We start from the raw sequence: 22533 nt of genomic DNA, 5'->3' as shown, positions 1-22533 counted from the left end.
CGTCGTCAGATACCGCCGCCATTGTCATACTGCTCTTCGGCAATGTCGCGCTCGGTCAGCCAGTGTTCAAGGGCTTCCGCCATCTCCTGCGGGCTCCTGCCGAGAGTCTCGAGGTGGATTTCGGGATTCTCCGGCGCCTCATAGGGAGAATCGACGCCGGTGAAATTCTTGATCTCGCCGCTCAATGCGCGCGCGTAAAGGCCCTTCGGATCGCGGCGGGCGCATTCCTCGAACGGCGTGTCGACAAACACCTCGACGAATTCACCCTCGCCCATCAGCTCGCGCGCCATGCGCCGCTCGGCGCTGAAGGGCGAGATGAAGGAGACGATGACGATCAGGCCGGCATCGGCCATCAGCTTGGCCACTTCGGCGACGCGGCGGATGTTTTCGACGCGATCGGCGTCGGTGAAGCCGAGATCGCGATTGAGACCGTGACGGACGTTGTCGCCGTCGAGGATGTAGGTGTGGCGGCCGGACGCGAACAGCTTCCTCTCGAAGAGATTTGCGATGGTCGACTTGCCCGAACCGGACAGGCCGGTGAACCAGAACACCGCCGGGCGCTGGTTCTTCAGGTCGGAGCGGCCGCGCTTGCCGACATCGAGCGATTGCCAGTGGATGTTCTCGGCACGGCGCAGCGAATGCAGGATCATGCCGGCGCCGACCGTGGCATTGCTGATGCGGTCGATCAGGATGAAGGCGCCGGTCGTGCGGTTCTCGGCGAAGGGATCGAAGGCGATTGGCGCCCGGGTCGACAGGTTGCAGACGCCGACCTCGTTGAGGTCGAGGGACTTCGCCGCCTCATGCGCGAAGTCATTGACGTTGACGCGGTATTTCAGGTCCGTGACGGTCGCGCTCACCTGGTCGGTTTCGGTGCGCAGGATATAGGAGCGGCCGGGCAGCAGGGCCTGCTCGTCGAACCAGACGATGTTGGCGGTAAACTGGTCCGCGACCTGCGGACGCGCGGCCGGCGACACCAGCATGTTGCCGCGCGACACCTCGACCTCGTCCTCCAGGACGAGCGTGATGGCCTGGCCGGCCACAGCCTGCTCGAGATCGCCACCATGCGCGACGATGCGCTTGACCCGGGAGGCCCTGCCCGACTTGGCAACCACGACCTCGTCGCCTTGCGAGACCGTGCCCGAGGCGATGGTGCCGGCAAAGCCGCGAAAATCGAGGTTTGGACGGTTCACATACTGGACGGGGAAGCGGAACGGTAATTCGACGACCGCCTCGTCGACGGACACGGTTTCCAGATGCTCGATCAGCGACGGCCCGGAATACCAGGGCGTACGTTCCGACCGGTTGGTGATGTTGTCGCCGAAGCGCGCCGACATCGGGATCGGAACGACGCTCGCGAAGCCCAGCCCTTTCGCGAAGTCGCTGTAGTCCGCCACGATGCTGTCGAAGACGGTCTTGTCGAAACCGACGAGGTCGATCTTGTTGACGGCAAGCACGATGTGGCGGATGCCGAGCAGCGAGGCGATGATGGAATGGCGCCGGGTCTGGCGCAGCACGCCCTGACGCGCATCGATCAGCACGATGGCGAGATCGGCCGTCGATGCGCCCGTCGCCATGTTGCGCGTGTATTGCTCGTGGCCGGGCGTGTCGGCGACGATGAACTTGCGCTTCGGCGTGGCGAAGAAGCGGTAGGCGACGTCGATGGTGATGCCCTGCTCGCGCTCGGCCTCCAGCCCGTCGACGAGCAGCGCGAAGTCGATGTCGTCGCCGGTGGTGCCGTGCTTGCGGGAGTCGTTCTCCAACGCGGCGAGCTGGTCCTCGAAAATCTGCTTGGTGTCGGAAAGCAGCCTGCCGATCAGCGTCGACTTGCCGTCGTCGACCGAGCCGCAGGTGAGGAAGCGCAGCAGCGACTTCTTCTCCTGCGCAGCCATATAGTCGCGGATCGAGTCGGTCGGGGCCAGGCTCTTGGCCATGATGTGGCGCATGCTCAGAAATACCCCTCGCGCTTCTTCTTTTCCATGGAACCTGCCTCGTCGCGGTCGATGAGGCGGCCCTGGCGTTCGGAGGTGCGGGCAGTCAGCATCTCGCCGACGATGGCTTCCAGCGTGTCGGCATCCGATTCGATTGCGCCCGTCAGCGGATAGCAGCCCAGAGTGCGGAAGCGCACGAGACGGTTCTCGACAGTCTCGCCGGGGCGAAGCTGCATGCGATCATCGTCCTTCATGATCAGCATGCCGTCGCGTTCGACAATCGGCCGCTCCTTGGCGAAATAGAGCGGCACGATCGGGATATTCTCCTGCAAAATATATTGCCAGATGTCGAGCTCGGTCCAGTTGGACAGCGGAAAGACGCGGATCGATTCACCCGGCGCGATGCGGGTGTTGAAGATCTTCCACATTTCCGGCCGCTGGTTCTTCGGATCCCAGGCGTGCTGCGCGTTGCGGAAGGAAAAGATGCGCTCCTTGGCGCGCGACTTCTCCTCGTCGCGGCGGGCGCCTCCGAAGGCCGCGTCGAAGGCGTATTTGTCGAGCGCCTGGCGCAGCGCCACGGTCTTCATCACATGGGTATGGGTGTTCGAACCGTGATTGAAGGGGTTGATGCCATCGCGCACGCCGTCTTCATTGACATGGACGAGCAGGTCGAAGCCGAGCTTCTGCGCCATCTGATCGCGGAAGGCGATCATCTCGCGGAACTTCCAGGTCGTGTCGACATGCAGGAAGGGAAACGGCGGCTTGGCGGGATAGAAGGCCTTCATCGCCAGGTGCATCAGCACGGAGGAATCCTTACCGACCGAATAGAGCATCACCGGCTTGGAGAAAGAGGCCGCGACCTCACGGAAGATGTGGATGGATTCGGCTTCGAGCCGCTGGAGGTGGGTAAGCGCGATATTCATAAACTATTGAGCGTTCTTTCGTGCCGGCCAGGCCTTGCAGCAGGCGATTGGCGCCGTTTCCTAAAACAGCCGTCAAGCCCTGGACACTTCTCGCGGGCGTTCTAGCAGATCGCCATCGCCACTAACAATGCAAGACCCGCGCCGGGCACAGCGGTTTGGGAATGAATTTTCCAAGTGAGCCTGATAAGTCGGAAAATTCTCCCAGGCAAGCTGAGCAATTGAAAGGGGCCGAACAACCTGTTTGCTTCGATCGGCTAGATTGACTTCCAGGAGCTTTCGTCCAGACCGCCAATTTTTGGCTGGACATCCTTCGGTCGCCCTATCGGAGATCGGAGCCAACCGCTATACCGGCGCGGGAACGGGGCGAGGCGCAGTAGAACGGGACCGGTCGAGGGCAATTGTTCGACAGCTCGGCGGGTCTGCGCACAACCTGGAAGATTGCGAAGCAAGGCATTGAACCCGTTTACATCGTTCCGGCGCCACTTCACGCCGACACAGATCAACATCTATTTCTCGATCGTCTGCTTCTTCTCGCCGCCGGTGCTGGGATCGCTGGTCAGCTTCGTCTTCAATGGCGGCGCGCTCTGGTCCGTGTTTCTGCTCGCTTTCGGACGGCGGCAGTTCAATATCGACCGGGCCATGCTCGCCGTGACGGTGGCGATCTGTGCTTATTGCGCAGCGATTGTGCTTGCTTCGGCCGTCAACGGTGCGCTCGGGGCGGATCTGAAATATTTCCTGCCGCTGATCACCTTGCTGTTTTTCCCGATCTCCTATTCGACCTGGAGCATCACCGACAAGGTCACCCTTGCGCGCATCGCCGTGCTTGCAAGCGCCGCGGCCTGCTGCGGCGCGCTGGCGATCGCCGTCGTCCAGTATCGCTGGCTCGGCACCAGGGCCGAGGGCGGCGCCGGAAATGCGATCGTGTTCGCGACGGTCACCTGCCTTGCCGTCATGATGTGCCTTGCCGGGGCGCTCTCGGGGATCGTGAAGGGCTGGAAGCTGCTGGCCGCCGCGGCGCTCGCAGGAACGATTGCCATCCTTCTTTCCGGGTCGCGCATCATCTGGCTTGCCCTGCCGATCGCCACCATCGCCGTCGTCCTGATCAACCGCCGCAGGTTCGTTAGCGCCAATCCGATGCGTCTGGCGCTGATCGCTGCCGCGGCCTGCCTGGTGATCGCGGCTATCGGCTTGCCCGTCATCATGGACCGCGCCGATTTCCTGTTCAGCGACTGGAATGCGCTCACCACCAACGGCGACCACTCGACGGCGCTCGGCCTGCGCGTGGCAATGTGGGAGATCGGGGTCGGCGCATTTCGCGAAATGCCGATTTTCGGCCATGGCATCTCGGCCAGCCGCGCGCTGATGAAACAGGGTTTTCACGATCAATTCGGCATGGACGCAGGCTATAACCACTACCACAACGGCTTTCTGACCGCGGCGGTGCAGGCCGGTTTGTTGGGGGCGTCGGCCCTGGCGGCGATCTTCGTCGTTGCGGCCCGGAATGCGGCAAGGGTGCTGCGCCTCAGCGTCGACCCGGTGGAGCGGTTTGGCGCGACGATGATCGTTGTCACCGTTATTACCTATCTCGTCGGCGGGCTGACCGGCATCGTGGTCGGCCAGGACCTGCTCGATTCGACGCTGATGGTGTTCCTGGTTTCCGGAACCTATCTGGCGTGCGGACGAACGGTGCCGCCGACCGGCAAGAGCGCCGCCATTCCCGCAGCCGCCGACCGGTGATCATGAAGGTCCTGGTCACCGGCGCGACGGGCTTCATCGGGCAGCGGGTTGTCAGCCGATTGCAAGAGGCTGGATTCGAAGTACGGGTCGCTTCGCGCCGGCCGGAGAGGCTGCCGGCCGCAGACGGTGCCGTCTTGCTGCCCGGCGTCGATGCCCCAGATCAGGCTTTCCTGACCCTCATGCGCGATGTTGAGCATGTCGTTCACTGCGCGGCACTCAACAATGACCGTCGTGCCAGCGACGCCGACTACCAGGCCGTCAACGCGACGCTGACCGGGCGGCTGGCCAAGGCAGCGGCCGCAGGCGCCAGGGGGCGCTTCGTCTATCTTTCCTCGATCCGAGCAGTCGCCGGTCCCGGCTTCAGCGGCACGATCGACGAGGCGACGCGCCCTGCCCCGCAATGCGCCTACGGGCGCTCCAAACGCGAAGGCGAGATCAGGATGCTCGAGGCCTACGCCGGGCGTCCGGATGCCACAGCGCTGCGCCTGCCGCCCGTCTATGGCGAGGGCATGCGGGGCAACATGGCGTCACTGATGAGGCTTGCCGACGCCGCCTTGCCGCTGCCGGCCGGCGCGCTGGCGGGTGTGCGGTCGCTCGTCTCGTCCGAAACGGCGGCAGCCGCGGTGCTGCACCTTCTGAGCCATCCGGGACCGCTTCATCCGGTCTACGTCGCAGGCAACGCCGCCCCTCTGGCGATGTCCGAAATCATCGCCGCGTTCCGGCTGGGTTTCGGCCGCCCGCCGCGCCTTTTTCCGATGCCTGCGACCCCCCTCCGGCTGGCGGCAACGCTGCTCGGCAGGCAGGCGTCATGGCAAGCCTTGACCGCGACCCAGATCTGCGATCCGTCGCTGCTGGCATCCGAAGGCTGGGTGCCGGAAACCGATACGCTCGATCGGCTTCGCGAGCTCGCCCGTTATGCCGTTCGGGCCGGGTAGAGCGTAGCCAGCAGTATTCTGACATCGTGGCCGATCGAAGCGGCTTTCAGATAGGCAGCATCTGTCTCCGCGCAGAGCCTGGGGTCGGACATGTCGATGCCTCTGATCTGCGCCAGCCCGGTCATGCCGGGAAGCGCCGCCAGCACGCCGAGCCGCTGCCGGTGTCGGATCAGCTCCGTTTGCGTCGGCAGGCATGGACGGGGCCCGACAAGGCTCATCTCGCCCTTGAGCACGTTCCAGAGTTGCGGCAGTTCGTCGATCTTGGTCGCGCGCAGCACCTTGCCGACCGCAGTGACCGAGCCGGCAGGCGCCTCGTGGGTGGGCAAGGAGGGGGTGTCCCGATGCATCGTGCGCAGCTTGTGGCAGGCAAAGAGCGCACCCTCCCGCCCGACGCGCGGCTGCGAGAAGACGGCCACCCCGGGCGATGTCGTCCTGATCGCCAGCATGGCGACGAGCATAATCGGCGACGTCAGCGCCAGCATCACGGCCGCGATAGCCAGATCGAAAGCGCGTTTTGCCGTCACGGCTCAGATCCGCTGCCAAAGAAAGGCGAGGTAGAGCCCGAGCGTCCCCATCAGGGTCTGCCGGTAGACGCCGCTTTTGCCGAGCAGAAGGAAGCGCCTGAAAGCGCTGCCCTTGCGCGCCATGATGAACAGGCGAAGGCAAAGCGCTGCATCGGGTGTGACGAGGTCGCGGTTGACGGCAAGACCCCTGAGATTGCTGTCGGTCCAGGTGGCGAACTGGCCCTGGAACAAACGCCCGAGCCTTGAAAGCCTCGCCCTCCACGAGACGTTGGCGCCGACCAGGTTGGCCGCGTGCTGCCGGTACCTGACCAACGGTCGTGGCTCGTAATGGACCTTGCCGCCGGCGGCGGTGACGATGAGATAGGCCCACCAGTCATGGCTGACGAATTCGGTTCTTGCCGAGGCCTTCGCCAGAAGGTCGCGCGCCGCGCGGTTGAAGAGCATGGTGTTGCCGCCGGCGATGCTCTGTACCAGCGCGTTGCGGAAGGACGGCGGGCGGCGGAACAGCGGCGAATGGCCGGCCGGGACGCCGGTCTCGGAAATGGTGACGGTGCGCGAGCAGAACAGGAGCGGCGTTGCCATATCCTCTCCCTCCATCCAGCGAATGGCGCTCTCCAGCCGATCCGGCTCCCAGATATCGTCCTGGTCGCAAAAGGCGTAGTAGTCGGCATCGATGCGCGGATCGATGACCATCGAACGGAAATTGGCGGCGAAGCCCTTTTGCGGGCCCTCCACCACCGTAAGGGAACCCTTGTTCCAGCGGGACCGCCACGCCTCGACGATCGTGAGCGTGGCGTCCGTCGAACCGTCGTCGGAAACCCAGAGATCGACGTGAGGCCAGGATTGCGCGAGCAAGGATTCCAACTGCTCGCCGATATAGGCCGCGCCGTCCCTCGTGCCCATGAGAACGGCCACCCGCTGATCTTTTCCGGTCACGGTCTCAAAATCCGCAGGGCATTCAAACAGGCTTCAATAGCCAAATTGCGGGCGGGCGGCACAAGCCTAAGGCGCATAGCGCCCTTTGAGTTTTTGATTTTACGCATGTCTTTATCCCGAAACCGGTTTCCACTTTCGGGAGACATGCTTAACCGATCTGTCCGGCCGTTTTCGGCACCGCCCGCTCGAGCGCGCCGCCGGCGCTTTCCTCTGCCCGGTAGAGCCCGGCCAGGATGGCAAGCGCCGCGGGCTTGTCCTGATCGTGCATCGCGGCCACCAGCGCCGGCAGCGCGGCCTCGATCCTCGGCCACTCCACGACGTCGGTCCTGAGGCCGAAGATCTTGGCGGTGTCGAGCTTGACGACCTCCTCGTTCTCGCCATGCAGCGCTTCGTGCAGCTTCTCGCCGGGCCTGATGCCGGTGAAGCGGATCGGAATGTCGGTATAGGGGCTTTTGCCGGCCATGCGGATCATGGTTTCGGCGACCTCGAGGATCGGCACGGGCTTGCCCATGTCGAGCATGTAGATGGCGTAGTCGTCCCTGCCCTGGCGCTGCTCGGCATCGGCGGCCGACATGATGACGAGATCGACCGCCTCGGCCACCGTCATGAAATAGCGCGTCATGCGCCGGTCGGTGATGGTGACCGGCCCGCCGGCCTCGATCTGCGCCTGGAAGATGGTCGCCACCGAGCCGTTGGAGCCGAAGACATTGCCGAAACGCACGGCGATGAATTTGGTGCCGAGACGATGCAGGCTCGGGGCGCCGGCATGGTGGCCGTTCAGCCCGCCGGCATGGAAAGGCGACGGTGTGGCTTGGGTTTCATGCAGCGAGGAGACGATCTGCTCGGCCGCCCGCTTGGTGACGCCGAGCACCGAGCTCGGATCGACGGCCTTGTCGCTGGAAATCAGCAGGAACTGCGGCACCCCGCATTCGGCGGCGACCTCGGCGCAGGCGAGCGTGCCGAAGACGTTGGTCTCGATCGCCGCTTCCCAGTTTTCTTCCAGGAGCGGCACGTGCTTGAGCGCCGCGGCGTGAAAGATGATCGAGGGTTTGAACTCGCTGACGAGGCGCATCATGTGAGGCCGGTCGGTGACGTCGACGATGCGGCTGGCCAGCCGGTCGCGGTCTTTTTCCTCGATCAGCTGATCGAGCTGGAAAATGCCGAATTCGGAATTGTCGGCCACCAGCACCGCCTCGGCGCCGAGCTCCAACGAGCGCTTCACCAGGACACGGCCGATGGAGCCGGCGCCGCCGGTGACCAGCACGCGCTTGCCGCCGACGAAGGCGCCGATGCGCGCAGTGTCGGTGGCGACCGCCGAACGGCGCATGATGGTTTCCATCTCGACCGCATCGAGAACCAGCTTGCCGCCTCGCCCCAGTTCCGAAAGGCCGGAAAACTGGACGACGGCGATGCCGCTGTGGCGGGCGACGCGCACCAGTTCGGCATAGTCCTCTATCTCGCGCTCGACCCCCTTGCCGAAGATCAGGAGGTCGAGGTTTTCCGTGCCTTTGACATACTCTTCCAGCACCTCGACCAGGCGCGGCCTGAGCGCCACGACCGGAACGCCCTGGATCTGGGTGCCGAGCGGCGCGTCGCTCTCGGTCGCCATGATGCCGGCGATGGCATATTCGGCCGGCACGGCCGTGCGGGTGAAGCGGACGATCACGTCGGCCTCGCTCAGCCGACCGATGAACAGCGCCTGCTTGATCGGCGCGTCGCCGGGAGCGCGGCGCAGGATGCGCCAGGACGCGCCGTCACGCAGGAAGCGATAGTAAAGTCTGGGCGCCGAAATGATGGTGAAGGAGACCAGGAAGAAGACGATGAACTGGCGCTCGTTGAGGCCGGCGACCGGCTGGAAAAAGGAGCGGAAGGCAATCGAGGCCAAATAGAGGACGACCGTCAGGCTGCCGCAGCCCTTCAGGATGTTGAAGAAATCGGGCGTGGAGGCAAAGCGCCACACGGTGTTGTAGAGGCCGCAATAGCGAAACAGCAGATGGGCGGTGAGCACGATGAGCACCCAGCAAGCCAGCCCGCCGGAGGAGAACGCCTCGAAGGAAAGCCGCGACTGCGACAGGGTGAGGCTAAGCGCCACCGAGGCCAGGACCATGACGAGATCCTGGACCATGATGATGGCGCGCCGCATCTTCGGTCGGATGCCCGATACGGCTTCTACGTATGCGGTCATTGGGTAGTACTGAACTCCAGGCTCGGGAACATGACCACCAGAACGGCGTCGGATCGACCATCGTCGTCCGTCACCACTCCAGATTGCAAATCCCCAACCCCGTCACCCGATTATCGCATTAGCGCGGAGTTGGGGTGACCGCCAGAGGTTTTTTGGCGCGTGATGTCGTTAAAGACTGGAGTGGGGCGCCCGCGCGTCACCCGGCGGCCCTCCGATCGTGGAAATAATTGCCGAGAGCTTGTCCATCTTCCCCCAGAAGGCCATCGACTCATAGTCCGGATATGGATAATGGCCAAGGTTGAGTTCTATCTTCCAGCCATTTTCACGAATCCAAGTCTCGACCAGTCTACGAACCGAGATAGGCTTTCCCGAGCAGATGTTGATTGTGCCAATATCCTGTCCCAGAGTTGCAAGCGTGGTAAGAAACTCCGCAACGGTCGTTACCGGCAGATAATCGCGCAATTGCTCTCCGCCCGACATGTCGAAGACTTCTCTTCCTTCCATGACCGCTTGGCGCAATTGAGACAGAAGGGAGTTGGAGGACTGCCCGTCGCCATACAAGTAAAACAGCCTTGCCCAGACGAGATTGAAACTGTGTGTCCTGGAGAGGAATTGCAGCTGCTTGTGCAAAGCGTTTTTTGCAAACCCATAGCAATTGCCCGGCAAGCATACGAGATCCTCGCCGAGAGCTCCGGATTGCATGCCATACTCAAAGCAAGTGCCTGCTACGGCCAGCGTGGGCAACCCAGTTTTTACAAGTCGAGCAAGGAATGAATATTGCGCAGGGAGCTCTTTCTCAAAATGGTGCAGCGAATGATAGTTCGGCAGTCCGCCCCATGCGAGGTGGATAAGCACATCCGGCGAACCCAGGTCCGGCCAGTCCGGCTCGTCGCTAGCACCTATGGCGATCTCCCGGACGTCCGCCCCCATATGCAGGAACTGATCGGGCAAAACTGACGCGTTGCGCACGCAGACCGTTGTTTCATGGCCCCGCCGGCGCAGTTCGGCCAGGACATGGCGTCCAATGAAGCCCGTCGCGCCCGTCACCGCAACTCGCATCAGAATACCTTGAGTTCGGGTATGGACGTCACAAAGCTGGCGCCCCATTCGCGGGCGTATGCGAGTTGGGTGGCAATCTCTTCGGACAGGTTCCAAGGAAGAATAACAATATAGTCCGGCTTCTCGTCGCGGATCTTTTCCTCGCCGGCTATCGGAATTCGGCTTCCGGGCATGAACTTCCCCTGTTTGGCGGGATTGAGGTCCACCACAACGCTTATCAGATCCGGGCGCACACCGGCATAGTTGAGGAACGTGTTGCCCTTCGCCGCAGCGCCATAGGCAACCACCTTTTTACCCTCGTTGCGCGCCGCCAGCAAAAACGAAACGAGCGCATTCTTTGCCTCATCGGTTCTTCGCTGGAAGCCCGCATAGCCTTCACGGGACGAGAGGCCCGCCGATGCCTCGCGTTCCAGCATCGCTGCAACGGAAGCATTCTTCTCGCGTGATCCGGTGTCTTTCCTCTGCGCGAACACACGCAGACTGCCGCCGTGGGTCGGCAATTCTTCGACGTCGAAGACCGACAGACCGTTCGCCTCGAATATCTGGTTCACAGCGGTTAACGACAGATAAGAGAAATGCTCGTGATAGATCGTGTCGAACTGCACCAGATCGCGCAGATTGAGCAGGGAAGGAAATTCGAAGGTGGAAACGCCATCCGGCTTCAGAATGCTTGCAAAGCCCTTCACGAAATCATTGATGTCGGGCACATGGGCGAGCACGTTGTTCGCAGCCGTGAGGTCGGCGCCCCGGCCCTCGGCCATCAGTTTCTCGCCCAGCGCCTCACCGAAAAAGGACTGGACGATCTCGATCCCCTTTTCGCGGGCTGCCCTGGCGGTGCTTTCGGTCGGTTCGATGCCCAGGCACGGAATCCCGGCTGCCTTGAAATATTGCAGCAGATAGCCGTCGTTTGCCGCCACTTCTACCACGTGGCTCGTAGCATCGAGGCCGAACCGCTCGGTCATCGCCTCGCAATAGCGTTTGGAATGCCTGAGCCATGAGGCCGAAAAGCTGGAAAAATACGCATATTCATGGTCGAACAATTCGTCGAACCTGGCGAAATCCTCTGTCTGCACCAACCAACACCGGGTGCAGACGAGAACGCGAAGCGGAAACCATTTTTCAGGACCGCGCATCGCCTCCGCCGTCAGATATGCATTCGAGGGGGGCGCGCTGCCCAGGTCAACGAAGCTCTGCGTTACCGGAGCGCGGCAGTGTCTACAAATCATGTTTCCAGGCCTTCGAATGCACTTGTGATGAAAGGATGGGATTCGTCTCGAGTGGAACGCTCGGTGATGGCCATCGGCCATTCGATCCCGAACGCGGGATCGAGCATGTTGACGGCGCCCTCCGCCTCGGCGGAATAGGGGGCCGAGTGAAAATAGATCAACTCGCAATCACTGCAGAGCGTCTGAAAGCCATGAGCGAAGCCTTCGGGGATGTAGAGGCTGCTGTGATTGTCGGCGCTTAATACAGTGCCATACCATTTGCCGAACGTGGCGGAGCCCTTTCGAAGATCAACGGCAACGTCGAAGACCTCTCCGCGCAAGCAAGACACAATCTTGGTCTCTTGAAAGGGCTGGCGTTGAAAGTGCATGCCGCGGGCTGCGCCGGCGTTCCTTGTCAGCGTGTGATTGATCTGGGCAATCTCGCGGCCGTCGAGGAATCGGGCGAGTTCCGCGGTGCAAAACAAGCGTTCCAGGTAGCCGCGGTGGTCGCTCAGCACATTGCGCGTAATGACCATGAGCCCGGCAAGGGGCGTTTGCTCAACGGACAGACGTGCGCTCATGAGACAGGGGTATCCAGATAACCGCGGATCTGCTCCTGGCACAAATCCGCCATGTCCGCGCCGCGCGCCCAGGACTCATGCCATCGAACCGTCTCTTCCAGCGCTCGGCGGAGCCTCCAGCGCGGCCGCCAGTTCAATCTGGCGCGCGCCTTCGAACTCGACAATGCCAGCATGTTTGCCTCATGCGGACGCTCGCCGTCGAAAATCTCCCAGCGTATCTGCGGGCGCAAAGCCTGGAGCGTCTCGACGATCCAACGCACCGGCTTGGCATCATCCTCGTCAGGCCCGAAATTCCAGCCCTCCGCGAAGCCGACGCCGTCGCGCCACAACGCCTCGGCGATCAACAGATAGCCCGACAACGGTTCGAGCACGTGCTGCCATGGCCGCGTCGCTTCCGGCGAACGGATAACGAGCTTTTCATTTCTGTCGATGGCCCGCAGGAAGTCTGGCACCAATCTGTCGGCTGACCAATCGCCGCCGCCTATGACGTTGCCTGCGCGAGCAGACGCCACGCCCACACCCGCGGCCGCGAGGAACGAGCGGCGATATGCTGCGGTCACAAGTTCGGAACAGCCCTTGCTGCTCGAATACGGGTCGTGGCCCCCCATCGCTTCGTCCTCGCGATAAGCCCAAACCCATTCGCGGTTCTCGTAGCATTTGTCTGTCGTCACATTGACGACCGCCCTGACCGACGATGCGTGTCGCACAGCCTCCAGGAGATGCGCCGTGCCCATCACGTTCGTCGCATAGGTTGCAAGCGGATCGGCATAGGAGAGGCGCACAAGCGGTTGAGCCGCCAGGTGCAGCACGATCTCGGGCGCCGCGGACAAAACAGCCTCACGCAGCTTGGCAGCGTCACGGATGTCGCAGCGCAGGTCTGCTTCAAGAAACCTGCTCACTCCGGCAACGCCGTAGAGCGACGGATCGCCGGACGGATCCAACGAGAGGCCCGTGACCTTCGCGCCCATCGCCGAGAGCCACATGCAAATCCAACTGCCCTTGAAACCGGTATGGCCCGTTACAAGGACACGCTTGCCGAACCAGAAGTCGGCGCTGGGTTTTGCGCCGGCGGTCATTGCCACACCCGCCATGGTGCCTTCCCGCTCGCCCACAAAGCCTCGAGCTGATTGCGATCACGCAAGGTGTCCATGGGTTGCCAAAAGCCTTCGTGGCGCCAGGCAGCCAGTTGGCCGTCCGAAGCAAGGGTCTCGAGCGGCTCCCGTTCCCAGACCGTGGCATCGCTGGAGATACGGTCGATGACTTGCGGCTCCAACACAAAGAAACCGGCGTTGATCACCCCACCATCCGCCTTCGGTTTTTCCTGAAATGACCGCACGTCGTGACCGTCCAGATTGAGCGCCCCGAATCGGCCCGGCGGCGTCGCCGCGGTAAGCGTCGCCAGCTTGCCGTGACGACGATGAAACTCGACGGTTGCGGTGATGTCGACGTCGCCAACGCCGTCGCCATAGGTGAAACAGAACGTCTCTTCACCGATGAATTGCCGCACGCGGCGAAGGCGCCCTCCGGTCATGGTTTCATCACCAGTGTCGATCAGCGTGACCTTCCAATCCTCTGCACGACTTTGATGCGTGGTCATTTGATTGTTAGCAATGTCAAATGTCACATCGCACATATGAAGGAAGTAATTGGCGAAATACTCCTTGATCATATACCCCTTGTAGCCGCAGCAAACTATGAACTCGTTTATTCCATGCGCTGAATAGCCCTTCATAATATGCCAAAGGATCGGCCTGCCGCCGATTTCAACAAGCGGCTTCGGGCGAATGGACGTCTCTTCCGCCAATCGGGTGCCAAGTCCGCCGGCGAGTATCACCGCTTTCATCACAAGCTCCATGCATCGGGTAAAAATATCGCTCGAATGTGGCTAGTCTGCTGGTCCCAGTTCCCAGGCTGCCGTTGATGACATCCTCAATGGATAATACGCGTTGCCATCGGGGAACGGATACTGCACCACGGGACGATAGGGAGGTTCACGGACAGAACCTCGGACAGTCGCCTTCATGAACGGCGAAACGACGGTTCGATATCCTTTCTTTGCGGCTTCCACCGCAAGGGCCCCGGCCAACTCGGCAAATGATAATCCATCCGGCAACTCTGTGCAGAGGTTTTCCAGCCGCTTGGCGGGCGCCACCCAGAACATCGGCGTGAACGTATCGACACTGCGCTGCAAAAACGCCTCTCCATGATAGCCCGAATGGTATGAGGGGCCACCATGGTAAGGGCATGTCTCGCCGTTGCGGTAAGCACGATAGCCTCCGGTCCACAGCATGGTCGCGTCGTCGGAGTGCAAGGTGCCGCCGACGAACGCGATATCATCCTGGACCTCGCACAGCCCGATCGCCTCGGAAATCCAATCGGCGTCTTCGATCATGAGCGCGGAATCCACGATCGCGATGTATTCATGATCGCCCGACTTTGCGCGAACGATGTCCATCAGTTCGGATACGGTGCTCACGGCGCTCTCGACCTTGCCATCGGCTCCGCACTGCTGTGTTGCCACAACGAAGGTTGCAGGAAGTTCGCCGATCTTGCGCCGCAGCCGCCACATGCCGGCGTGGCCGAACAGATCGTTTTCGACGATTTCGATGCGGTCGGCGAGTTGTTGCAACTGCAGATGCTGTGTCAGCACATGGCTTTGCGAAACCAGCGTAAATGGTTTCACGGAAGGATCGGCTGATGCCGTCGATTGCGGATGCGTGCGCCACGAATAGACGACTTCGTTCATATGAACCGGAGTGGCTCCATCGCGGATGAACCTCAAGAAGGTATCCCAATCATGACAGCCGTTAGCCTTGTCATCCGTGTATGCGTTCAGTTTCAGCGCCGTATCGCGGCGGATCGCGCACAAATGCGCCACGTAGCAGCAGCCGTAGAACATGACCGGATCCCAGTCCCGCTTCATGAAGGGACTATGGCGTGAAGAATACACACCGCATTTGTCTTCGTCCGAATAGACCAACTCGGGGAGATCGTGCTCGATCAGAAAAGCGGAGATCAGCGCCGCGGCATCGGAGGTGATAAGGTCGTCGGAATCCATCGGAAGGATATAGTCGCCGGTCGCGTTTTCGAGGCCGACCCGCATGCCACCCAAAATACCCTTGTTCTTTTCCACCTGGACAAGGGTCGCACGATTGCTCGTCGCGACGATTTCTCGAAGCGTCGCGGCCGTGTCAGGATCGGTCGATCCGTTGTCGACCAAGATCCATTCCAACCCTTGGTGGCTCTGGTTGTTGATGCATTGTGCAAGCTCAAGAAGGAACCGGCGTTCGGTGTTGTAGACCGAAGTAACCACCGACAGGGTCAGCCCTTCCGGTCGATCCGCGCTGAACGTGCCCGGCATGCGCGCAGCCACCCTCCGGTCGAGCCAGGCTTGATAGTCCTCCGAGCGAAGGTCGCGCCAGTTCCAGCCCGGCCTCGGAGTGAACCACGGGTTCGAGCGATCGAAATTGACGTTGTAGTAGGGATCGTCGATTTCGCCCCAGCGAGCGACAAGCCGATTCAGTTCTGTCGAGAAGACCCCTTCCTTGGACAGGGACTCGAAATGATAGAGTTCAGCCGAAGGTTCCTGGACAACGCCGTGTCCCAGGTCGCGCAGGCGCAAACAGAAATCCACGTCGTTGTAGTTGAGCGGGAACTCCTCATCGAAACCGTCCAATTCCCAAAACAGCCGGGATCGAACCATCATGCACGCTCCGGTCACGGCGATCACTTCGCGTGTCAGGCAGGCTTCCATATTGGGACCGGGCTCATCGGCGCGCCGACCGATCATCACATGCGACGGGCCGGAGTCCTGGAGCACCACGCCGGCATGCTGAATCGTATTGTTCTCGAAGAGAAGCTTCGCGCCCACGCATCCGACGCCGTCTAGCGCACAGAGACGTATCATATTTTCTATCCAGTCCGGCGTCTTGACCTCGATGTCGTCATTCAACAGAACAAGGTATTCTCCTTGCGCCGCTCGTGCGGCCCTGTTGATCTTGTCGGCGAGGTTGAAAACAGGACTTTCATATCGAACGAGCGTGTGTCGCGGAAACGCGCGCAGAGCCTCTTCCGCCGAGGCCGAAAGCGGTCCGTTGCATGAAACCACGACCTCGAAGTTCGGATATGTGGAGCGCGCGATGCTGCGCAGGCAATTTTGGAGGATGTCCGTATTCCGGCCGCGAATGATGCCTTCCCGGCCGGCCGTCGGGATCACGATGGAGACCAACGGCGCAGGTTTGGGTATGTCCGGAACGGGTCGCCAATTGCCGGGGTAGTCGGTGGGCTGAACACTGCCTTCAATACCCCTTCGCCGAAAGCAATCCTCAAGCGCTTTCTTCTGCTTCTCCAATATTCCCGTCTTGGCTTCTATATTACCAGCGGTGCTCCCGGCTCCGACGCGCCAATGGTACAGCACCTTCGGTATATGAACGACCTTCTGGGTTTTTTCAGCAATCCGCAACGCGAGATCATAATCCTGCGTGCCGTCGAATTCCGGTCGAAAGCCTCCCACCTCATCCACCAAGGTCTTGCGATAGACGGAGAGATGTCCTGTAAACATCCTGGTCAGCAGGTGTACAGGAGACCAGTCCGGCTTGAAGTATGGCGAATAGAACTCTCCGCCCGAGTTGGTCTTGTCCTCGTCGCTGTAGATCAGATCGACCTCGGGGTACGCAACGATGACACGCGCATTCTCGAGCAAAGCGTCTGGATGCAGCGTATCGTCGTGATCCAAGAGAACGACGTATCTGCCGCGCGCACGGCGCAGAGCCTCGTTCGTCGCTTCCGAAATTCCGCGATTTCTGTCGCATTCCACCACGGCAAACCGCGAGTCCGCGGCGGCATATTCCCGCAACGTTCGCACCACGCCGGGATCCGTGGATGCGTCGTCAACCAGAATTTGTTCCCAAGTGCCCAAGGATTGGCCTGCCACGGAATCAAGCATCGCCCGCAATGCAGCGTCGTCGGTGTTGAAGACCGGCGTCAGTATCGAGAAGAGGAGTTCTCCGGGTTCGTGGCGGCCGTCGGCGAGATCACAGACTTCCCGGAAATCCGGGATGACATGCTTGCCGAGAAATGACGAGGCGTTGCCGTTCATCTGGCGCCAGAGGCTGCGCCGGAAAAAAAGCCTTGCCTCGCTGCCGGCAAAAGCATTGGTCCCGGCCAATTGCATGGCGGCTCGGCTCAATCGGGACGACAGGCCTGCCACACCCTCACGCCGCAGCACCATCCAGCCCACCTTGAGCAGGGGCCGCAATCCACCCGCGCGGCGCCGCATTGTCTTGGCAAGCCGGACCGTCTCGCGCGGCGCCAACAGGAGCGACATCGCCCGCGAGCTGAATGGACGACGAATCTTGCGCGTAATCGTCCGGACGGCTCGTAGCGGCCTGGTTACTCGCCAACTGGTCGAGGCCTTGATCGACTCGATCTCTCCTCGATACGCGTGCAGTTCCCCTTCCAGCGCCGCGACCTCTTCCCGGCGCGCATCAAGCTCGCCCTCAAATGCCTTGATTGTTTCCGCGGCGTTTGCCAGCGCTTGCTGCAGTTCCGCTCTCGCCTCGAGCGAGTTCGACAACTCGTTCTCCACCGATGAAAGTCGCTCACCGACTGCGCGCGCGTCCTCCCTAGCCCCTCGCGCTTGCTCGTCGAGGTAGGCGACCTCCGCCTCCAAATTCACGATTGCATCCTCGGGATGGACCATCCTTGGCGTGAGGGGAGGCAGAGCGGTGAAGCGCGCCCGCTCATACACCTGACCTTCATATTGCAGCCGGCCCGGCACAACCGATTCGATCTCGCCGCGAACCCGCTGCCTGCCCAGCCGAGCGTCTTCCGGCAAACGCTTGCGCAAGACGACGCAGGAGTTTGTAAACTCTATCGAATCGATCGTGTCGAGCCAGTCGAGATCACGCGGGCCGATAGCGTGTCGATCGAGGATCGGAATGACGAGTTCCCGTGAACGCTGCTTCACATCCCAATGTTCATGATTGATGACGTCGGCGAGGCGTTTGAAGAAGGACATTGCCGAGCCGAGCGTGAAGAGTCCGCCTTGATACTCGGGATAGTAACTGCATTGCATGTCCTCCACGACATAGATTCCCTTCGGCGCCAGCTTTGGAAACAGCAGCAGGAAGGACTTGATCATGTCGCTGGACTGGTGCGAGCCGTCGTCGATTACCACGTCGAGCGGCGGCGCAAACGTATCGCACCATGCGGGGTCCGTAGCGTCGGCAACAATCGCCTCGATGCGCGCATCATCGAAGGTTAGCTGGCCGACTGCTCGATCGATATCGACGCCCGTTATCGTCCGAGCATGCTCGAAATACTTTGCCCAAACCTCAAGCGAACCGCCGTTCTGTACGCCGATTTCGAGAAGATGCAGCGGCTTGCGGCGTAGTGGCTGGAAGAGCCTCTCGTACATATTGAGGCAATGTTCCCACTTGTCGGAAACTTTGCCTCTATGCGCCTCAAATAGCTCATTGAGTGATCTTTGCTTCATTCAGCATCTTCGCGGTTCACCGCCCTGTTGAGATTTCCCAGCCAGTGTCGGTTGCCTCGACCGCCACCCCCCAACAGTCCACGCTCGCTTGCGTGGGTATGATCCTTGCATTTGAATTCGAGGCCGTGATAGAGGACCGACCAGCCAGAAGCAATAGCTGGCTTCGAGGGTAGCGGCGGCACCCAAAGTCGTCGAGTGCGGGTGGGTCGACCGGTAATCAAGATGGGTCTGATGCCGCTCCATGCTGTGCATCGCCCAGTCAGGTTGATGGCTCTCTATTCCAGAGAGAGGCACGTTGTTGGTGACATAATTTGGAACGAAAACATGAGTTCCATCACGGACCGTACCAGCGTCTGGAATTGTTTCTTGAGCTTCACCGAGTTTCTCCGAATTGACCAATGAAATGGCAGTTATGACTTTCTCCGACGCGGTCGCCGACATCGGCGAAGCGGTCCGGAAGCGCCACTTGGCAACGACGTTTGGGTGGCAGGATGTAGCCCAGCGCTACCGCCGCTCACGGATCGGAGCATTCTGGCTCACCATCAATATGGGCGTGATGATCGGTGCGCTCGGACTCATTTTCGGCAACCTTTTTCGGGCGCCGATGCAGGAGTTCCTTCCGTTTGTCGGCTGTGGTCTGATCGTCTGGAGTTTTATCTCAACCTGCTTGAGCGAAGGCTGCGCCGCCTTCATAAGCGCTGAAGGCATCATCCTTCAGGTCCGAATGCCTCTGTTCACTCATGTGATGAGAACGCTTTGGCGAAACATCATAGTTTTCGCGCACAATCTGGTTATCGTGCCCGTGGCGCTGATCGCTGTATCGGCTTCAATATCGTGGGCGGCGTTGATAGCGCTGCCGGGATTTCTTGTCGTTTCCATAAACCTTCTCTGGATGATGCTTGTTCTGGCAACAATTTGCGCTCGCTTCCGCGATATGACCCAGGTCGTGCAAAATTTTCTTCAGGTTATTTTCTACGCCACTCCAATTGTCTGGCAAATGAAGACGCTTCCGGCAAACTTTCCGGCGTACTTTTTCGATTTCAATCCATTTTACCATCTGATTACGCTAATCAGAGCCCCGTTGCTGGGTGAGATTCCGTCCTCAGTCACCTGGCTTTACGCAATAACGACGTCGATCCTTGGATGGCTATTCGCATTGTGGTTTTTCGGCCGCTATCGCAAGCGCATCCCGTACTGGTTGTGAATGCATGGCTAATATTCGCTTAGAGAGGGCCTCGGTCTCCTTTCCCGTCTACAACGCAGCCAGCCGGTCGTTGAAGAACCGTGTCCTGAACGTTGCGACCGGCGGCGCCATCGAAAGACGATTCGACGGGCTGGTGGTCGTCAAAGGCCTCGATGAGATTGACCTCACAATCCACGAGGGCGAGCGGGTGGGCCTTGTCGGCCACAACGGCTCCGGCAAGACCACGCTGCTTCGGCTGCTTTCAGGCATTTACGCGCCGACTTCGGGGAGCGCGGCAATCGACGGCGAATGCGTCTCGCTTATAAACATCGGCCTCGGTATCGATCCTGAGGCCACAGGCAGGGAAAACATCAGATTGCGGGCTGTCATGATGGGCATGACGGCCAAGGAACTCAGCTCGAAATACGACGAGATTGCCGAATTCTCCGGGCTGGGGGATTTTCTGGATATGCCCTTCCGAACCTATTCGTCGGGGATGCAGCTTCGGCTGGCCTTCGCAACTTCAACGTCCATCCGGCCCGAAATTCTAATCATGGACGAATGGCTGTCGACGGGCGACGAAGACTTCAAGGATCGAGCAAGAAAACGGCTCGACGAGATCGTGAGCTCCACCAAAATCCTCATCCTGGCCAGCCATTCGAAAGAGCTTCTGCTGGGGAACTGCGATCGATTGATTTGGCTCGAGCATGGCCGGGTGAGGATGGACGGTCCGGCCAAAACGATCGCGGACGAATATTTCGGCCGATAGGGCCGTGGCATCGCCCTCTATCCGGCGGAAGAGGGACGCGATCCGCGGGACTGAACCACTAGCCGGCGCACCACTTCCTCCGCGGCTGCCCGCCACTCCGGCGACCGCCACCCAAACACATCCGCGAACTTCGCGCTCGACAGCCGGGAATTGGCCGGGCGCTTCGCCTTGGTTGGATAGTCCGCCGTCGCGATGTCGCGCACGCTCGCATGCGGCCCGCCAAACGCCCGGCTTGCGTCCAGGACGTGACGGGCAAAGCCGCTCCAGTTGGTCTCGCCGCTGCCCGCGAGATGATAGACGCCAGAGGCGGCAAAACTCTTGTCGTCTCGCAGGATAGCCGCCGCATGCAGGATCGCGTCGGCGATGTCGAGCGCCGATGTCGGATTGCCCCATTGGTCCGCCACGACAGAAATCTCGTGGCGCTCGGCGGCAAGCCCCAGCATCGTCTTGACGAAGTTCTTGCCGAAGGGGCTGTAGACCCAGGCGGTGCGCAGGATGAGATGGCGCGGGTTGACGGCCGCGACGGTCTCTTCGCCGGCGAGCTTGGAGGCGCCGTAGACGCCGAGCGGCGCGGTCGCGTCGGTCTCGACATAGGCGCCGTCCTTGCTGCCGTCGAAGACATAGTCGGTCGAGAGCGAGATGACCGGAACGCCAAGCCGCGTCGCCGCCTCGGCCACCTTGCCGGCGCCGGCGGCGTTGATTGCGAAGGCCAAGTCCTTCTCGTCCTCGGCCTGGTCGACGGCGGTGTAGGCGGCTGCCGAGACGACGATGTCCGGCCTTGCCGCCTCGAGCGCGGCGAAGATCGTCTCAGGCCGCGCCAGGTCGAGAGCCGGCCGGCCGACGGCGACGACTTCCACATCGTCGCGGCCCCGCTCTATCAGGCTGGCGGCAACCTGGCCCTCGCGTCCGGTGACGGCGAGCCTCACGTGGCCACCTTGCTGCTCTCGTCCGTCCTGTTTTCGATCAGGCTGTTCCCGACCGGGCTGTTTTGGGTCGGACTGTTTTCGATGGGGCCCTGGCCCAGCCGCTCGCCATTGTAGCGCTGCTCGCGGATCGGCCCCCACCACCATTTGTTGTCGAGATACCAGTCGATGGTCCTTGCCAGGCCGCTGTCGAAATTCTCCCGCGGCGCCCAGCCGAGGTCGCGCGCGATCTTGGAGGCGTCGATCGCGTAGCGGCGGTCATGGCCGGGGCGGTCGGTGACGAAGGTGATCAGGTCGTGATAGCTCGTGCCGCCGGCGCGCGGCCGCCTGGCGTCAAGCAGATCGCAGATCGCCTCGACGACGCCGAGATTGGTGCGCTCGGCATTGCCGCCGACATTGTAGCTCTCGCCAAGCCGCCCCGTGGTCGCGACCAGCTCCAGTGCGCGCGCATGATCTTCGACGAACAGCCAGTCGCGCACATTGGCGCCGGCGCCGTAGACCGGCAGCGGCTTCTCGTCGAGCGCGTTGAGGATGACCAGCGGGATCAGCTTTTCCGGGAAATGATAGGGGCCGTAATTGTTCGAGCAATTGGAAAGCACGACCGGCAGGCCGTAGGTCTCATGCCAGGCCCGCACCAGATGGTCCGACGCCGCCTTCGAAGCCGAATAGGGCGAGGACGGCGCATAGGGCGTCTCCTCGACGAACATGCCGCCGTCGAAGGGCAGGTCGCCGAACACCTCGTCGGTCGAGACATGATGGAAACGGAAGCCGGACTTGCGCTCCGCGGGCAGCCCGCGCCAGTAGTCGAGCGCGGCGTTCAGGATGCGGTAGGTGCCGACGATGTTGGTCTCGATGAAGGCGCCGGGACCGTCGATCGAACGGTCGACATGGCTCTCGGCGGCGAGGTTCATGACGATGTCGATGTCGTCGCGGCGCAAGATCTCAAGCACCGCGCGCTCGTCGCAGATGTCGGCCTGCTCGAAACGGTAATTGTGCGCGTTCTCGATCGGCCGGAGCGAAGCGAGGTTGCCGGCGTAGGTCAGCTTGTCGAGATTGGTGACGCGGTAAGCCGGGTTGGCGCACAGGTGCCGGCACACGGCCGAACCGATGAAGCCGGCGCCACCGGTGACCAGGAAATTCATGCCGCTG

At 61.4% G+C, this 22533-nt stretch carries 17 protein-coding genes; 4 read left to right on the top strand and 13 right to left on the bottom strand.

Going from position 1 to position 22533, the window contains the following annotated elements:
* Positions 1–5: 5 nt before the first annotated feature.
* Together cysN and cysD are read right to left on the bottom strand one after the other, a co-directional pair.
* A complete protein-coding gene (gene cysN, locus RFN30_RS01905) occupies positions 6–1943 on the bottom strand; it encodes a sulfate adenylyltransferase subunit CysN (RefSeq protein WP_320260443.1) in 1938 nt (645 codons plus the stop codon).
* Positions 1944–1945: 2 nt separating this feature from the next.
* Complete coding sequence (gene cysD, locus RFN30_RS01900; RefSeq protein WP_320260442.1) at positions 1946–2851, bottom strand: sulfate adenylyltransferase subunit CysD; 906 nt, start codon at positions 2849–2851, stop codon at positions 1946–1948.
* A gap of 453 nt (positions 2852–3304) precedes the next feature.
* Here cysD and RFN30_RS01895 point away from each other — a divergent pair, with 453 nt between their 5' ends.
* Entirely contained in the window at positions 3305–4588 is a 1284-nt protein-coding gene (locus RFN30_RS01895) for an O-antigen ligase family protein (protein ID WP_320260441.1), read from the top strand.
* A 2-nt stretch (positions 4589–4590) separates the two neighbouring features.
* Positions 4591–5523, top strand: coding sequence for an NAD-dependent epimerase/dehydratase family protein (locus RFN30_RS01890; RefSeq protein ID WP_320260951.1), 933 nt, complete (start codon positions 4591–4593; stop codon positions 5521–5523).
* On the opposite strand, the gene RFN30_RS01885 is transcribed toward RFN30_RS01890, so the two are convergent.
* The 9 genes from RFN30_RS01885 to RFN30_RS01845 form a co-directional block, all read right to left on the bottom strand.
* Positions 5502–6047, bottom strand: a complete 546-nt coding sequence (locus RFN30_RS01885) for a sugar transferase (protein ID WP_320260440.1) — start codon at positions 6045–6047, stop codon at positions 5502–5504. The two genes, RFN30_RS01890 and RFN30_RS01885, sit on opposite strands and share 22 nt — an antisense overlap.
* A 3-nt stretch (positions 6048–6050) precedes the next feature.
* Complete coding sequence (locus RFN30_RS01880; protein ID WP_320260439.1) at positions 6051–6983, bottom strand: glycosyltransferase family 2 protein; 933 nt, start codon at positions 6981–6983, stop codon at positions 6051–6053.
* A gap of 148 nt (positions 6984–7131) precedes the next feature.
* Entirely contained in the window at positions 7132–9168 is a 2037-nt protein-coding gene (locus tag RFN30_RS01875; protein ID WP_320260438.1) for a UDP-N-acetylglucosamine 4,6-dehydratase, read from the bottom strand.
* A 168-nt stretch (positions 9169–9336) separates the two neighbouring features.
* The gene (locus tag RFN30_RS01870; protein ID WP_320260437.1) at positions 9337–10227 is read right to left on the bottom strand and encodes an NAD-dependent epimerase/dehydratase family protein; all 891 of its coding nucleotides are present in this window, start codon (positions 10225–10227) and stop codon (positions 9337–9339) included.
* The gene (locus RFN30_RS01865) at positions 10227–11453 is read right to left on the bottom strand and encodes a methyltransferase domain-containing protein (RefSeq protein WP_320260436.1); all 1227 of its coding nucleotides are present in this window, start codon (positions 11451–11453) and stop codon (positions 10227–10229) included. The genes RFN30_RS01870 and RFN30_RS01865 overlap by 1 nt, the downstream gene beginning before the upstream one ends.
* A complete protein-coding gene (locus RFN30_RS01860) occupies positions 11450–12013 on the bottom strand; it encodes a dTDP-4-dehydrorhamnose 3,5-epimerase family protein (RefSeq protein WP_320260435.1) in 564 nt (187 codons plus the stop codon). The genes RFN30_RS01865 and RFN30_RS01860 overlap by 4 nt, the downstream gene beginning before the upstream one ends.
* Positions 12010–13104, bottom strand: coding sequence for a CDP-glucose 4,6-dehydratase (rfbG, locus tag RFN30_RS01855; RefSeq protein WP_320260434.1), 1095 nt, complete (start codon positions 13102–13104; stop codon positions 12010–12012). Before rfbG ends, RFN30_RS01860 begins: the two co-directional genes overlap by 4 nt.
* On the bottom strand, positions 13086–13856 hold the full coding sequence (gene rfbF / locus RFN30_RS01850; RefSeq protein WP_320260433.1) for a glucose-1-phosphate cytidylyltransferase: 771 nt from the start codon (positions 13854–13856) through the stop codon (positions 13086–13088). Before rfbF ends, rfbG begins: the two co-directional genes overlap by 19 nt.
* A 42-nt stretch (positions 13857–13898) precedes the next feature.
* Positions 13899–18509, bottom strand: coding sequence for a glycosyltransferase (locus RFN30_RS01845; RefSeq protein ID WP_320260432.1), 4611 nt, complete (start codon positions 18507–18509; stop codon positions 13899–13901).
* 412 nt (positions 18510–18921) lie between these two features.
* Between RFN30_RS01845 and RFN30_RS01840 the strand changes: the two genes are divergently transcribed.
* Positions 18922–19713 (top strand): ABC transporter permease, encoded by a 792-nt coding sequence (locus RFN30_RS01840; protein ID WP_320260431.1) that lies wholly within the window; start codon positions 18922–18924, stop codon positions 19711–19713.
* A gap of 4 nt (positions 19714–19717) precedes the next feature.
* Positions 19718–20461, top strand: a complete 744-nt coding sequence (locus RFN30_RS01835) for an ABC transporter ATP-binding protein (protein ID WP_320260950.1) — start codon at positions 19718–19720, stop codon at positions 20459–20461.
* 17 nt (positions 20462–20478) lie between these two features.
* Here RFN30_RS01835 and rfbD read toward each other — a convergent pair whose 3' ends face one another.
* Both rfbD and rfbB read right to left on the bottom strand, forming a co-directional pair.
* Positions 20479–21387 carry a dTDP-4-dehydrorhamnose reductase gene (rfbD, locus tag RFN30_RS01830; RefSeq protein ID WP_320260430.1) on the bottom strand — a complete coding sequence of 303 codons (909 nt, stop codon included), beginning with the start codon at positions 21385–21387 and terminating at the stop codon, positions 20479–20481.
* A complete protein-coding gene (gene rfbB / locus RFN30_RS01825; protein ID WP_320260949.1) occupies positions 21384–22526 on the bottom strand; it encodes a dTDP-glucose 4,6-dehydratase in 1143 nt (380 codons plus the stop codon). The genes rfbD and rfbB overlap by 4 nt, the downstream gene beginning before the upstream one ends.
* Positions 22527–22533: the final 7 nt, after the last annotated feature.

Source organism: Mesorhizobium dulcispinae, from assembly GCF_033977345.1.
Classification (GTDB): domain Bacteria; phylum Pseudomonadota; class Alphaproteobacteria; order Rhizobiales; family Rhizobiaceae; genus Mesorhizobium; species Mesorhizobium dulcispinae.
The sequence above is the reverse complement of the archived record's forward strand: the minus strand, read 5'-3'. Positions and strand labels throughout refer to the sequence as shown.

Excerpts from the sequence above, each read along its gene's own strand:
- rfbG (WP_320260434.1), bottom strand. The coding sequence starts at position 13,104 with ATGGCGGGTGTGGCAATGACCGCCGGCGCAAAACCCAGCGCCGACTTC.
- RFN30_RS01865 (WP_320260436.1), bottom strand. The coding sequence starts at position 11,453 with ATGATTTGTAGACACTGCCGCGCTCCGGTAACGCAGAGCTTCGTTGAC.
- RFN30_RS01860 (WP_320260435.1), bottom strand. The coding sequence starts at position 12,013 with ATGAGCGCACGTCTGTCCGTTGAGCAAACGCCCCTTGCCGGGCTCATG.
- RFN30_RS01845 (WP_320260432.1), bottom strand. The coding sequence starts at position 18,509 with ATGAAGCAAAGATCACTCAATGAGCTATTTGAGGCGCATAGAGGCAAA.
- RFN30_RS01870 (WP_320260437.1), bottom strand. The coding sequence starts at position 10,227 with ATGCGAGTTGCGGTGACGGGCGCGACGGGCTTCATTGGACGCCATGTC.
- RFN30_RS01835 (WP_320260950.1), top strand. The coding sequence starts at position 19,718 with ATGGCTAATATTCGCTTAGAGAGGGCCTCGGTCTCCTTTCCCGTCTAC.
- rfbF (WP_320260433.1), bottom strand. The coding sequence starts at position 13,856 with ATGAAAGCGGTGATACTCGCCGGCGGACTTGGCACCCGATTGGCGGAA.
- rfbB (WP_320260949.1), bottom strand. The coding sequence starts at position 22,526 with ATGAATTTCCTGGTCACCGGTGGCGCCGGCTTCATCGGTTCGGCCGTG.
- RFN30_RS01890 (WP_320260951.1), top strand. The coding sequence starts at position 4,591 with ATGAAGGTCCTGGTCACCGGCGCGACGGGCTTCATCGGGCAGCGGGTT.
- RFN30_RS01875 (WP_320260438.1), bottom strand. The coding sequence starts at position 9,168 with ATGACCGCATACGTAGAAGCCGTATCGGGCATCCGACCGAAGATGCGG.
- cysN (WP_320260443.1), bottom strand. The coding sequence starts at position 1,943 with ATGCGCCACATCATGGCCAAGAGCCTGGCCCCGACCGACTCGATCCGC.
- RFN30_RS01840 (WP_320260431.1), top strand. The coding sequence starts at position 18,922 with ATGACTTTCTCCGACGCGGTCGCCGACATCGGCGAAGCGGTCCGGAAG.
- cysD (WP_320260442.1), bottom strand. The coding sequence starts at position 2,851 with ATGAATATCGCGCTTACCCACCTCCAGCGGCTCGAAGCCGAATCCATC.